The sequence below is a fragment of the Candidatus Marinarcus aquaticus genome (genome assembly GCF_004116335.1).
Classification (GTDB): Bacteria; Campylobacterota; Campylobacteria; order Campylobacterales; family Arcobacteraceae; genus Marinarcus; species Marinarcus aquaticus.
On the sequence record NZ_PDKN01000002.1, the window covers coordinates 120,632 to 133,296 of the forward strand.

The following is a 12,665-nucleotide window of genomic DNA, read 5'->3' on the forward strand; positions in this document are numbered from 1 at the left end:
AAAGAGTCTTTTTTGGAAAAACTGTATGATGTTGCAATTGTAGGCGCGGGTGCTGCTGGAATTATTGCAACCATAGCTGCTTGTCAATCACATGAAAATGTACTGCTTATAGAAAAACTGCCTAAAATTGGAGCGAAACTCAAAGCCACAGGTGGTGGACGATGTAACCTGACCAATACTTTAGATGAAGAGCAGTTTATGAAAAGCTTTGGAAAACAAGGACGTTTTATGAGTGATGCTTTGAAACTGTTTGATGCAACAGCTCTTCGAGAATTTTTTCATGACTTGGGCGTACAGACACATTGCCCTGATGGCTTCAGAATTTTTCCTGTTACCCATGATTCGACAACTATTTTAACAGCTTTACAGACCAAATTAAAGAGTTTAGCTTTAGATATTCAAACAAATTGTTCCATTGAATCGATTATAAAAGAGGATGAACTTTTTATTGTAAAAGCGAATGAAAAAAGCTTTAAAGCTAAAAAAGTGATCGTCTCTACGGGTGGACTTGGGTATCCCACTTTAGGAGCAGAAGGTGACGGTTATGAGTTTGCTAAAAGTTTAGGACACAGTGTAACGTCCTTGCATCCAGCGATGATGCCTCTTTTAACCAAAGAGCAGTGGGGTGCACAGTGTCGTGCGGATACGATTGCCAATGCTACGATTAAAGTAGACATTAAAAAGTATAAAAAACTTAAAGCGTGTGGAGATTTAATCTTTACAAAAAATGGTATACGAGGTCCTGTGGTGCTTGATTTTGCACGGGATGTGACACCAATTTTAGATAAGCATGGGGAAGTGCCTATTTTAGTAAATCTTACAAAAGGGATGAATGAAGACCAGATTTATAAAGTATTTAAAAATCATTCTACGTTAAGTACTTTAGAAACAATGCAAACTATTCTACCTTTAAGTATTGCACAAGCGCTGTGCAATGAGTGTGAAGTCAATGCCCAAGAGAAGTTTAAAAACCTTGAAGGTATTAAACGAGAAAAACTGGTCAAAGTGCTCGCTTGGACTCCTTTGACCATTATTGGGCATGAAGGTTTTAAACATGCCATGATTACCAGAGGTGGCGTGAGTTTAAAAGAGATTGAACCCAAAACCATGCAAAGCAAAATTATCAGTGGGCTTTACTTTTGTGGAGAGGTGATGGATTTGGATGGACCTTGTGGAGGATACAATCTGCAATGGTCTTTTTCCAGTGGATATTTAGCAGGACAACTGTATGATTGATAGTGTTAAAAATGAAGTCTATCATAATTTAGAAAACAAAACGCAAGATTTCAGACGCCTTTTTCATGGCAGGGGAGGGTGTTTTGAAGGCTTTGAATTTCTGACGATGGATTCTATGAATACCATTTTATTTGTGGTTTATTTTAATGAAATAGATGACTCTTTAGATGATGTATTAAAAGAGTTTTTTAAAGAGCTGTATGACAAGCAACTTTTTACCTGTGTTGTTTTACAACGACGTTATATGAAAAAGGAAAAGAGTGAATTGCTTTTTGGCTCTATGCCCAAAGAGTGCGTTGCACATGAAAATGGTTTACAATACCACTTGAATTTGATGAACAATCAAAACATTGGGTTCTTTGCCGATATGCAAAATGGACGCACCTATATTCAAACTGTTGCTAAAAACAAAAGTGTCTTGAACCTTTTTTCATATACTTGTTCTTTGGGCGTGGCTGCTACATTTGTAGGTGCGAGTAAAGTCGTTAATGTGGATATGAGTAAATCTGCATTGAGTACGGGGCGAGCCAATTATCATCTGAACAATTTAAATACAAACAATATCGAATTTATGCCGTATAATATTTTAAAATCGTGGAGCAGAATTAAAAAATCTGGACCATATGATATCATTATCATCGACCCCCCGTCTTTTCAAAAAAGCAGTTTCGCTGCAAGCAAAGATTACAGTAAGATTGTACGACGACTCATTGATTTATCTGCACCAAAAGGTGAAATATTAGCTTGTTTGAATGATCCTTATTTGCAGAGTGCCTTTTTAATTGAGCTTTTTAAACAAGAAGCCCCAGAGTTTAAATTTCAAAGACGTTTAGAGAATGTGAAAACATTTAAAAGTGTGGATGAAGAAAAGAGTTTAAAGTGTTTGATTTTTAAAAGAGATTCACAGTAGCCACACAAGCTGTGACTACTTTGCGTGTGCATTTAAAACATATTCGTTGAATAAAATCAATGATGTTTTAACAATAAAGTACGTACCAATGCCAATGAGTGCTATGGTTGCTTTAATCATTGTATCCTCCTTGTTGTTTTCTTAATAGAAGTGTATAGGGCAAGGGTTGCAATTTGGTTTCAAAAAAGTTATATTTCAGTTACAAGGAGAAGTATGGAAACAACACAAGTGAATCCTAAAGTGTGTCCCTTTTGTAAAAAAGAGAATGGGTGTATGGCAGATAGTCCCAAGCCATGTTGGTGTAATGATATCCAAGTGCCTTTAGAACTGCGTGCACATATTCCTGAGCATTTAAAGATGAAAGCCTGTATTTGTAAAGAGTGTGTACTGCTTTTTAAAAACGACCCTAAGGCGTTTGAGTCTTTGTATCTGCCTTTAAAATGAGTTTTTAAAGGATTTAAAAATCACCTCTTTATAGTTTGTACCCGTATCTGAATGTAAAACCATGTAGATAAAATCATCATTTAAAAACTTCTTATAAAAACGTTTGATATAAGGATATGAAATTGATTTATTCATTGAAGGTTGAACCGCACTTTTTATCACTTTGATTTGCATGAGAATATATAAACTGAAAGTGACGATAATCGTGATTTCTAAAACCGTAATCGATTTTGCAAAAAGCTCTTTGATTTTTTGATTGTTAAAAAACGTATTTAAAAAAGCAAGAATAAGTTTATGTGAATAAAACAGAATAATCAAATTTAAAATAAAACCAATCAGAATGGTGACGGCATAAGAGTCTGAGTTTAAAAATCCAATTTTTTGTAAAAACAGACCCATTTTGGATGCAAGTTTTGCACTGATGGTGATCCATAAAAAGATTTTAAAATATTCAAAAATTTTAAGATAGATACGTTTTTCATAAGCATAATAACTTAAAGTACCTATGAGTGCAAACAGAAGAAAGTCTAAAAGGTAGTAGATGCTCAAAGAGGATTACTCCTCTTTTGTTTCAAGTAAAAAGTTTTCACTTGGTTTTCCGACATAATACCCTTGGTAGTAGTCAATCCCCATGGTATCAATGACATCGACAATCTGTTTGTTCTCGACAAACTCTGCAATGGTTTGAACATTTAACTCTTGAGCAAGGGTGATGATACTGTGAACAAACGCTCGGTCTTTTTCATCTTCAACGATATTGATGATAAAATCCCCATCAATTTTAAGATAATCAATAGGGAATTTTTTAATATAGTGAAATGATGAAAAACCAGAACCAAAGTCATCAATGGCAAACTTGTATCCTTCTGATTTAAGGTTTTTAACAAATCGTTCAAGAAGAGAGAAATTTTTAACGGTTTCTCTCTCCGTAATTTCAAATACAATTTTTTCTTTGTCGATGCCATATTGTTCCACCAAATCATTGATTTGATTGATGAAATCACCCACAACGAGTGATTTGGGTGAAAGGTTAATAAACAAAATTCCTTTATAGTTTTTTTTGTTAATCTCTTCAAACGCTTTTTCAATGACAATAAGATCCATTTTATTAATCAATCCCATAGACTCTGCCACTTCAATGAACTCAAATGCCGAGATGATACGGTCATCTTGTTTGATTCTCATAAGCAGTTCATGAATTACTAAACCATCTTTGTTGTTGGTTGACATTTGAATGGGTTGGAAATATGGCACAATTTGTCGGTTGTCAATTGCGCTTTTAAGCATCGATGATTTATGCTGTTTTTCGTATAAAATCTCTGTTACATCACCTGCATTAGGAAGTTTAACTGAGTTTTTCCCTTCCTCTTTTACTTGGTACATCATAGAATCTGCAATCGTGAACATATCTTTTTGTGACATCGTGTGTTGTGGATAGACACAAATTCCAATTGAAATCGTCAAACTCACATTGGTACCATCTGGAGCTTGAAGTTTTGTTTTGGCAATGGTTTCTGAAATTCTACTTGCAACTGTGTAAGCTCCATTTTCGTCGCACTCTGGTAAGATGACGGTAAACTCATCTCCTCCATAACGTGCCACAATATCCTCATCTCTTTTTTCAGCTTCTAAAATATCGGCAATGGTTTGTAAGAATTTATCCCCAAAACTGTGTCCATAACTGTCATTAACTGATTTAAAGTTATCACAATCTATGACCATCAGTGCAAATGAGTAGCTGTGTCGTTTTGCTCGTTTGATTTCATATGCCATAAGGTCATTAAATACTCTTTGGTTAAACAAATCGGTTAATGGATCACGTGCAGCGTAATACTCTAAATCTTGAGTATATTTGTTGATGGCTTTTACTGAACCAACTAAGTTCGCCATGGTGGTTAAAATTGAGTCAATGACAATATATCGTACCGGGTCATTGGCAAATACAGATTGCAGACCAATTCCTACAATTCCACCAATTTTGGGTGAATCTAAGAAGAGAGATTTTGAACGATACTCTATGTCCTCTTTTTTTAAGTCACTCAAACAATAATCTTTATTGGCAATGATATGTTTGACTTTAAAATCACTCATGCCTTCAAAATAGCTGGAATTTCGAATGGAGTTATGAATGTACTCTTCAAAAAACTCTTGCACATTTTTCTCTGGTTTACCCAACCAAAAAATATCGACTTCAAATTGGTCATCTCCCACTCTAAAAATCGTCATAAGGGTGTATGTGTCCATGATTTTATTGATTTCAACGAGTAAATCACTGATATACTCTCGCCAATCTTTGACGACATCTGAAGTGATAATAAACTTATCAAGCAGTTTGATTTCAAACTCCAATAACTCTTTATCTACGGCCACATTTTTAAGTTTGTGTGCCATTAAATCAACGTGTTTAACCACTTGATTGAGTTCACTAAAATAGAGGTCAATATCTTTTGAGTTGAACTGTTTAAAGTCTTGAATGGAGTTAATCGCTTCAACTTTGTTATTAAACAGATCAATACTTTTGGTTACTTTTTTACTGGTGTATCGTGAAGTGATAAATGCAACAATGTAAAACAGTGGGATGATGATTAAGAAAAAGACAATAAATTGGTATTTGCTTTGTTCAAAGAGTGAGTGTAAGTTTTGTTTGACTTCGATGACCCCTAAAACGTCACCCACTTTTGCATTGGCATGACATGACAGACACTCTGTTTTAGCATGAAGTGGGAGCAGGTTTCTGACCAAATTATTATCAAAATATTTGAGTTGCTCTTTTTTATTGTCCAAAATATTTAAAAGGATATTGTCTTTGGTATTCTCTTCCACTTGGCCAAAAAGCTCTTTAACAATGTCGCTTCGGTAGATGTTAATGGTGTAATTGCTCTCTTTAAAGTTATCACGAAGTGATTGAGTAAACATCTCTACATCACTTTTGCTCCACCCTTTTCTCATGACTTGATACATTGATGAGAAGATTTGATTTGAAAAATTATCGGAGTGTTTAAGTGCTTCTTGTTTGGTCAATGTCGTATGTAAATAGGTGCCAAAAATAAAACAGATGACGAAAATAATTGTAACTAAAATAATTTGGCTGGAGAAAATATAATTTTTAAATGTTTTTTTCATTATTTTTACCTTTGGAACTTTAAAAAAACTGTGAATAAAACGTATTTTAGCTGAATCTAGGTTAATTTATTCATACATTTTATTGGCTAGTTTCCCTTCTAGTTGTTGTGTTACTTCTATAAACTGCATGGGGTCAACTTGCACACCATGAACACGTATGGAGAAGTGTAAATGTGGTCCAGTGACGCGACCTGTATTTCCTGAAAGTCCAATCTGTTCTCCTTTTGTTACTTTTTGGTTAACTTTGACTCCAATTTTACTTAAGTGATAATATCCACTATAGACACCATATCCATGATCAATGACAACGGAGTTACCTGCATAAAATCGATCTTGTGCAATACGGACAATGCCTGAAGCACTGGCATATATGGGAGTACCTACTTGTGCTTTAAAATCAGTACCCGAATGATACCCTTTTAAAGAGCCATTATAGGTGCGTTTAGTACCAAATGCACTCGTGATTTTTGTTTTCATGGGATAGATAAACGAGGACTCAAAAGTGTTGGTTGAGATCGTATTATAAACTTCCATGGCTTGGGCATACTCTTTTTGAGTACGCTTTTGATTTGCTTTTGACAGAATTACTTTAGATGGTGCTACTCTGAGCACTTCACTTTTATAATTGCCTTCAATCAGATGAAAAGAGATCCCTTTAAAGAGCTTTTTGTTCTTTTTAACATAAGAGACAATTATTCGATGTTCACCTAATTTGCTGTAATAGTCCATGGGAATAAATGCAAAATATGTTCCCTCTTTTTTTACATGCGGTATAAAGTCAATGTTTCTTTTTTCAATGGTGAGTTTTGGACTGTTAATAGGAACAGAAGATTCTAAATAAAGCAGTGCTGTTTGAGCATTGCTGATGGATTGTTGTTTGAAAGAGAGTTTAACTTCTTGAGCATTTACAGAAAAAGTCAAAAGTATACAATATAAAAAGAGTATGATTTTTTTCATAATAGTCTCCGCGCTTAGTACTATAATTCTATACAAAATAGATTAAAGAAATCTAAAAATAACGAAAAAGTTTCTTTTATTTTAAAAATAGGGCTTTTAAGATATAATAAAATATACTAATAAAGTAAAACCATATAATAAGATTTGAGATTGTTCCATTTTAAAATAAGTCCTGATATTAAAGCACTGAATTTTTATCCTATAAAAAATAACCTTTTTCACTACAGTTACAGCAGTAATAACATCAAACATCTTCTTAAAAAGAGGATTGATAAAAACTCACCTCAATTCATTGCTGCGTATACCAGTTTTAAAGGTGAAATCTTTGAAAACATTATTTATGAATTGTTGATTGAATATGCTTATACTGCTGAAGAAATCACCTCATTTATATTGAAAGGTCCCTACCAAAATCAAACCATGAAGTTTTATAAAAGTGGTTTGATGATCGACAAAAGCTCACAAATTGTCTATAAAAGTGCGTACAAAGATATCAGTGAGTTTGATGCACTCTTTTTTACCGAAGACTCTTTATATTTTGTAGAGATGAGTACTTCTAAAAAGACAGAGAGTTTGATCAAACGTCTTTATAAAAAGCATGCACTTTTGCGTATGCTTTTCCCTCATTTGACTATACGCGCACTGATTGTCTTAACCGAAGGCAGCAAGGGCATCAGTAAATTCCCATCATACTGTACGGTGTGGGTGACTAAAGATTTAGAGGATGATGCTTTTGTTGAGCGTATCATTTATGATAAACGTGAAAAGAAACACCTTTTTACCAAACGGCATAAGAAGTTTATACAGACGTATAAAGTCAAATATGAGAAGTTTCAATATTTTCAAACGCTTGAATATATTTTAGACAAAGCACGTTCTCACCCAAAATTTAAAGTTGATTTGAATTTTTTTAAATCGAACCAACTCTCTATATATTTTGATATTTTTACGAAACTGTATATTGGGTATTTAAAGCAAGCAGAGTTTAAAAAGCTTTACACCGATTATGCTTTGCAAGCCAAAGAGGATAAAGTGGTTGTTACGTTGGAGAAAATCAATACTAAAAAGTATGATTTGGTTTATTATGTCAAAGAGAAAAATGGCAAACTTAAACGTATTCATATCACCGATAAAGAGGTTAAAGTAAAAGATAAAGAGCTTGATGGCTTTACCAATGCTGAGATGCGCTTTATTCACCGAACACTTAAAACAGAACATGAACTGCTTGCAAGTGACTTACAAATGCTTCAAAGAGTAGGGTTTAAGTTTAAATCGGCTACTTAAAACGTATATTTTTGTTATTGTGTGCACATTGAAGTTGGTAATCCACCATGGCCTTAAAAGGTGTTAAAAACCGTTCAAACTGTGTTGATGTTATTGTTTCAAACTGTTGTGTGTGCAGATGTTGTAAAATAGAAAGTGTAGATTCAATCGTTGAAAGACACTCTTTTTGGGGTTGCGTTTTGATATGAAATTGTGAGAGTTGAGTGGCTTCAAAACTGATGCTTCTCATGGTTTGTAAAAAAGGATTTTGGCGTAAAATTTTTTTTGAACACGGCCAGGTTGAATCAATGATAAACAGCGCCAGTTTTTTTGTTGTTTCAATTTTTTCTTCATTGAGTAAAATAGAGTCTTTCCCTGGATAGAGCAAAAAAGGTTCATACTTTTTATCGTTTAAAATCGTTTGCACCGATGCATTTTTCGTAAAATCAATTCCAATATGAATCTCAGAATTCACCAGTGATTTATTGGTCAGATGGCCCGTACCATTTTTCGTTTTTCGATACTCTTTAGGATGCATTAAAATGATAAATTTTGTATTGGTTTGTATGGGATGAATGTGTTCACACATACAGCTCGTTTGTGGACGGTAACACTCATAACAAAAGGCACGTGTCATTTGCTTTGATGTCCTTTAACCCCTTCTCTTTGAAGAAGTTCATTGCAGTGTTTTCCACCAACATTGTATGCTTTGCCAAAGCCAAAGACCGCTTCTCCACTTGAAGGCGTAATCTCAAAAAGCTTAAAGTCACTCATTTTCTTTAAAATATTCACTGTTGCACCGTGCTGTTCTTCAAAGAGTTTTATAACTGTGCTAAAGGTTTCGGACTCTTTATTGATCAATTGTGCTTTTGCATCAAGTTGTACCCGTTTACGAGCAAAAATATTTTCACACATCGATTCATCTTCAATGAAAAATAAAGAGAGATGAGGGTTGTTTTTAAGGTTCTTTGAGTGTTTTGCAATATCACTGATAAAGATGTAATAACAATGGTTATAACAGATAAAAGGGGCATAGCTGCTAAAAGGCAGATTCTCTTTTGTGAGTGTACTTAAAAGGCAACTTTTAAAATTTAAAATAAATTCTGATAACATAAGAATACTTTATATGGTTTTTTTAATATTAGCATCTTATTACTATATTTGTGGTAAGATAATGGATTTTACAACGAGGAAAAAAGATGGTCATTAAAGTAAATCGTTATATCTATTGGATTTTGTTTACTTTGCTTGCAACCCCAGTGACACTCTATGTTACAGGGACATTTTCACTGTTTAATGCGGTGATGACTTTTCTTATTATCTTAGCACTTACGACATCTTTTCATTTAATTATTGAGCTTATTTTTCATGTGGTCAACCCAGAATTTTTTGAATACAATGAAGACATATTTTATGATGTAAAATGGAAATGGGATTGGAACTTGGATAAGCAAGTGCTTAATTTAAGACCTTATTGTCCCCATTGTGAAAAAGAGTTGTACTCTACGTTTGACACCCTTCTTAATCAAACAGAGTTTGTTTGTACAGTGTGTGATAAGCAAATAACCAATGTGAACAGTTCTAATAGAAATTTTGTACCTGATTCGGTTAAGAAATCAATTGTTCGAAAGTTAAAAAAAGAGGACAATTCCTTTTAAAAGAGAAGGGGTTAGTTTTTTAACCCCTCTTTCTCTTTTCGTTTGGCTTTCATCTTTCGTAAAGCCAGTTTTCTCATATCTTCTGTTGTATCGGATTCGTCCATGATTTCAAGTCCAAGCAAGGTCTCAATACAATCTTCTAACGTAACAATTCCTTCCGTTTGATCATAATTGTCCAAAACAATAAACATGTGTTCTCTTTTTTTAATAAAGAAGTTTAATGCTTTTGAAACAGGAATATTCTCATTGAGTGTAAAGACAGGGAACATAATCGATTCTACTGTGGCCTCTTTATCATTGATGGCTTGTTTGAACAGTTTTTTTGTTAAAACAACCCCTACAATGTTATCAATGGATTCATCATAAACAGGAACCCTTGAGAATTTATAGGTTCGTTTGTCATCCAATAAATCTTTGATTTTTGAATTCTTTTGAATTGAGTACATCACGGACCGTGGTGTTAAAATATCTTTGACTTTAATATCATGCAACGTTAAAGTATTCTCAATAATATCAGATTCTAAATCACCAATAATCCCTTCCTCTTCACTTAACAGTGTTGAGTGGATTAACTCTTCTCTTGAAATGGTGTCACTGGTATCTTTCCCTTTGGAAATTTTTTTAGTGACGAATTGCGTAACGATGATAATGGGGTTGGTAAAAAGAATAAAATATTTAATAAACAGAGCCGCTGTAGGAGCCAACTCTTTCCAATATATCGCTCCAATTGTTTTAGGAATGATCTCTGCAAAAAAGAGAATCATGAATGTTAAAATAATTGAAACAGCCAATACGAAATTGCTGTTGCCTTCAAAAACATTTTGTGCTTGTACCCCAATAGCTGTAGCACCAAGTGTATTGGCTATGGTATTTAAGATTAAAATTGAAGCGATTGATTTATCAATATCAATTTTAAGCTTTTTAAGTAATGCACCGCGTTTTGGATTTTTTTTCTCTAAAACAGAGATATAAGACAGATTTGTAGAGAGTATGATAGACTCTAAAATCGAACATAAAAATGAAACACCAACTACTAACACAAATAATATAATTAATATATCCATGTTACCTCGATTTTAATGATGTAACACCTCTGGGAATGCTCGTCCAAGTTTGAACTCCTTTAGTTTTTAAATTTAACACTTATTATACAATAAAATTCAAAGAATTAGTATAATTATCAATATTTTCTCATTTAAAATGTTACAAACTAATTTCAAAACTTATATTAGCTTTAAGACTTGTAGAGTTATAATGGATGAATAACGGGGGTAATGACAAGTAAGGAGTGTGTTATGGAAGTAGGAAACATACCAAAATTTGAACAATTTGCCAATTTTTCTCAGACAAAAACAGAGAAAGTACAACAAACTCATGAAACCTCACTTTTAAATGAAGAGGTTCAAAACAGAAATATTCAAAACCCTGAATTGGTTCGTGAGATGGTTCAAAGTAAAGAGACCAAAAAAGTGGAACCCACTGTAAAAGAACCGCTAGAGTTTATAATCTCTAATGTCAACTTTGGTTATAACGAAGAGAGTAAAGATTTTTACGTAAAAGTGAACCGAAGTGATTATTTCGCACAATATCCAACGGATGAAATGATGCGATTAAAAGCCTATTTAATGAGTCTTAACGAAGAGCGAATTGCTTAATCTACATCATAGACAGAGCAACGCTCTTTATATTTTCAGCTAAATCTTTTGGCACAATGGTTTGCCAACGAATCAAAATATTATCAATCTCTTCATCAAAAAACTGTTTCATCTTTTGATTAAAAAACTCTTCATTATTGATTTTTTCAATGGTTTCATCCAAGAAAATCTCTGGATGAAGTAAATCAGGATCATTTTTGACATAATCTTCTAAAGCATTAATTGAAGCATGTTTTTGTAACTCTGTCTCAAATTTCTCTTTATATGTTGCAAAATTTTTCCAGTTTCGAGTAATGGCAATGATGCTATAAAAAACATGCTCTGGATCAACTTCCAGTTGCATTTTTTCAAGTTTGGCCAAAGCGGACTCTTTGTCAAACTCTGTTTGTTGCACCAAATACTCTAAAGATATTTGATAGTAAAGTTCATATTTTGAGAGATTGGTGATCAAATTATCATAGGCAAATTGATTGATAATCTCTTTTTCTGATTGTGTCATAGATGCCCTTATTTTTTCTTTTCTTATAATAACGTAATCTTTTTTAAATTGTTGGTAATTTTTTTACAGCTGAAAGTGTGATACCACTTAAGATGATAATGGCAGCAGTAATAAAGTGAAAAGTGAGTTGCTCTTGTAAAAAAATCACTCCACCCAGTGTCGCTAAAACAGGAACAAGCAGTTGTAAAATACTTGCGGTGCTGGTCTCTATTTTTTTAACAACCATATACCAAAGTACGTAACCTAATCCTGAAGTAATCGCACCACTTATGAGTGCATAAATAAAAGCATCTGTTGTAATGGTGATGTTCAGTGTACTGATGAAACTAAAAAGTATGATAAACAGAAGTGACCAAGTGAAGTTTTGAGAGGTGGTTATAAGTGGGGATTGAATGTTCTTTCCCACGATGGAGTAGACACCCCAAGCCACACCTGAAAGTGCCATCAATAATGCACCTTCAAATGAGATTTGACTCTTTTGAGAAGGGGATAACAAATAAATTAATCCTAAAAATGCGATGCAAGCTCCAATGAGTTTAAAACGATTGAGTTGCTGTTTTGTAAAAAATGCATAAGAGATCATCACCACTTGAACCACACCAAAGAGTATGAGTGCACCCACACCCGTATCAATAAGTACATAAGAGTAAGAAAAAGTAATGGCGTAAACAAACAGCATCAATGAAGCCAGAAAGTTTTTTTTAGGTTTTTGGGTTTGATTTGAAAAGATTTGCACCAAAATGAACAGAGTAATAGCACCACTTAAAAGTCGGATAGAAGTAAATGAAAAGGGGTCAATGCCAGTATCTTTAAAAGCGAGTTTACATAGAACAGAATTGGCTGCGAGAAATATTAAAGAGAGTATCGTCACGCATAAAAGATAAAATCGATGTGAAGTTAAATGGGACATAGAGACTCTT

At 33.6% G+C, this 12,665-nt stretch carries 14 protein-coding genes; 6 read left to right on the forward strand and 8 right to left on the reverse strand.

What is annotated here, in order from left to right; genetic code table 11:
• Nucleotides 1-12 precede the first annotated feature (12 nt).
• The 3 genes from CRV04_RS03270 (at nucleotide 13) to CRV04_RS03280 (ending at nucleotide 2,590) form a co-directional block, all read left to right on the forward strand.
• A complete protein-coding gene (locus CRV04_RS03270) occupies nucleotides 13-1,236 on the forward strand; it encodes a BaiN/RdsA family NAD(P)/FAD-dependent oxidoreductase (protein WP_128995350.1) in 1,224 nt (407 codons plus the stop codon).
• Nucleotides 1,229-2,146 carry a class I SAM-dependent methyltransferase gene (locus CRV04_RS03275; RefSeq protein WP_128995352.1) on the forward strand — a complete coding sequence of 306 codons (918 nt, stop codon included), beginning with the start codon at nucleotides 1,229-1,231 and terminating at the stop codon, nucleotides 2,144-2,146. The genes CRV04_RS03270 and CRV04_RS03275 overlap by 8 nt, the downstream gene beginning before the upstream one ends.
• Before the next feature lie 213 nt (nucleotides 2,147-2,359).
• Nucleotides 2,360-2,590 carry a cysteine-rich CWC family protein gene (locus CRV04_RS03280; RefSeq protein ID WP_128995354.1) on the forward strand — a complete coding sequence of 77 codons (231 nt, stop codon included), beginning with the start codon at nucleotides 2,360-2,362 and terminating at the stop codon, nucleotides 2,588-2,590.
• Here the strand turns inward: CRV04_RS03280 and CRV04_RS03285 are convergent.
• The 3 genes from CRV04_RS03285 to pgp3 all read right to left on the reverse strand — a co-directional run bounded on the left by CRV04_RS03285 (nucleotide 2,582) and on the right by pgp3 (nucleotide 6,670).
• A complete protein-coding gene (locus CRV04_RS03285) occupies nucleotides 2,582-3,139 on the reverse strand; it encodes a hypothetical protein (RefSeq protein ID WP_128995356.1) in 558 nt (185 codons plus the stop codon). The genes CRV04_RS03280 and CRV04_RS03285 overlap by 9 nt on opposite strands.
• 6 nt (nucleotides 3,140-3,145) lie before the next feature.
• Nucleotides 3,146-5,713 (reverse strand): putative bifunctional diguanylate cyclase/phosphodiesterase, encoded by a 2,568-nt coding sequence (locus CRV04_RS03290; protein WP_128995358.1) that lies wholly within the window; start codon nucleotides 5,711-5,713, stop codon nucleotides 3,146-3,148.
• A 66-nt stretch (nucleotides 5,714-5,779) separates the two neighbouring features.
• Entirely contained in the window at nucleotides 5,780-6,670 is an 891-nt protein-coding gene (gene pgp3 / locus CRV04_RS03295) for a peptidoglycan metallopeptidase Pgp3 (protein WP_128995360.1), read from the reverse strand.
• A gap of 150 nt (nucleotides 6,671-6,820) precedes the next feature.
• Between pgp3 and CRV04_RS03300 the strand changes: the two genes are divergently transcribed.
• Nucleotides 6,821-7,954, forward strand: coding sequence for a hypothetical protein (locus tag CRV04_RS03300; protein ID WP_228126461.1), 1,134 nt, complete (start codon nucleotides 6,821-6,823; stop codon nucleotides 7,952-7,954).
• Here the strand turns inward: CRV04_RS03300 and CRV04_RS03305 are convergent.
• A complete protein-coding gene (locus CRV04_RS03305) occupies nucleotides 7,947-8,570 on the reverse strand; it encodes a tRNA-uridine aminocarboxypropyltransferase (protein ID WP_128995362.1) in 624 nt (207 codons plus the stop codon). The genes CRV04_RS03300 and CRV04_RS03305 overlap by 8 nt on opposite strands.
• Nucleotides 8,567-9,046, reverse strand: coding sequence for a HugZ family pyridoxamine 5'-phosphate oxidase (locus CRV04_RS03310; protein WP_128995364.1), 480 nt, complete (start codon nucleotides 9,044-9,046; stop codon nucleotides 8,567-8,569). Before CRV04_RS03310 ends, CRV04_RS03305 begins: the two co-directional genes overlap by 4 nt.
• A gap of 86 nt (nucleotides 9,047-9,132) precedes the next feature.
• Here CRV04_RS03310 and CRV04_RS03315 point away from each other — a divergent pair, with 86 nt between their 5' ends.
• A complete protein-coding gene (locus tag CRV04_RS03315) occupies nucleotides 9,133-9,591 on the forward strand; it encodes a hypothetical protein (protein ID WP_128995366.1) in 459 nt (152 codons plus the stop codon).
• Between the two features lie 11 nt (nucleotides 9,592-9,602).
• On the opposite strand, the gene CRV04_RS03320 is transcribed toward CRV04_RS03315, so the two are convergent.
• The gene (locus tag CRV04_RS03320; protein ID WP_128995368.1) at nucleotides 9,603-10,655 is read right to left on the reverse strand and encodes a CNNM domain-containing protein; all 1,053 of its coding nucleotides are present in this window, start codon (nucleotides 10,653-10,655) and stop codon (nucleotides 9,603-9,605) included.
• Nucleotides 10,656-10,886: 231 nt separating this feature from the next.
• Between CRV04_RS03320 and CRV04_RS03325 the strand changes: the two genes are divergently transcribed.
• Nucleotides 10,887-11,246 carry a hypothetical protein gene (locus CRV04_RS03325; protein ID WP_128995370.1) on the forward strand — a complete coding sequence of 120 codons (360 nt, stop codon included), beginning with the start codon at nucleotides 10,887-10,889 and terminating at the stop codon, nucleotides 11,244-11,246.
• 1 nt (nucleotide 11,247) lies between these two features.
• Here CRV04_RS03325 and CRV04_RS03330 read toward each other — a convergent pair whose 3' ends face one another.
• Both CRV04_RS03330 and CRV04_RS03335 read right to left on the reverse strand, forming a co-directional pair.
• Nucleotides 11,248-11,745, reverse strand: a complete 498-nt coding sequence (locus CRV04_RS03330; protein ID WP_128995372.1) for a hypothetical protein — start codon at nucleotides 11,743-11,745, stop codon at nucleotides 11,248-11,250.
• Between the two features lie 43 nt (nucleotides 11,746-11,788).
• Nucleotides 11,789-12,655, reverse strand: coding sequence for a DMT family transporter (locus CRV04_RS03335; protein WP_128995374.1), 867 nt, complete (start codon nucleotides 12,653-12,655; stop codon nucleotides 11,789-11,791).
• Between the last annotated feature and the right edge of the window lie 10 nt (nucleotides 12,656-12,665).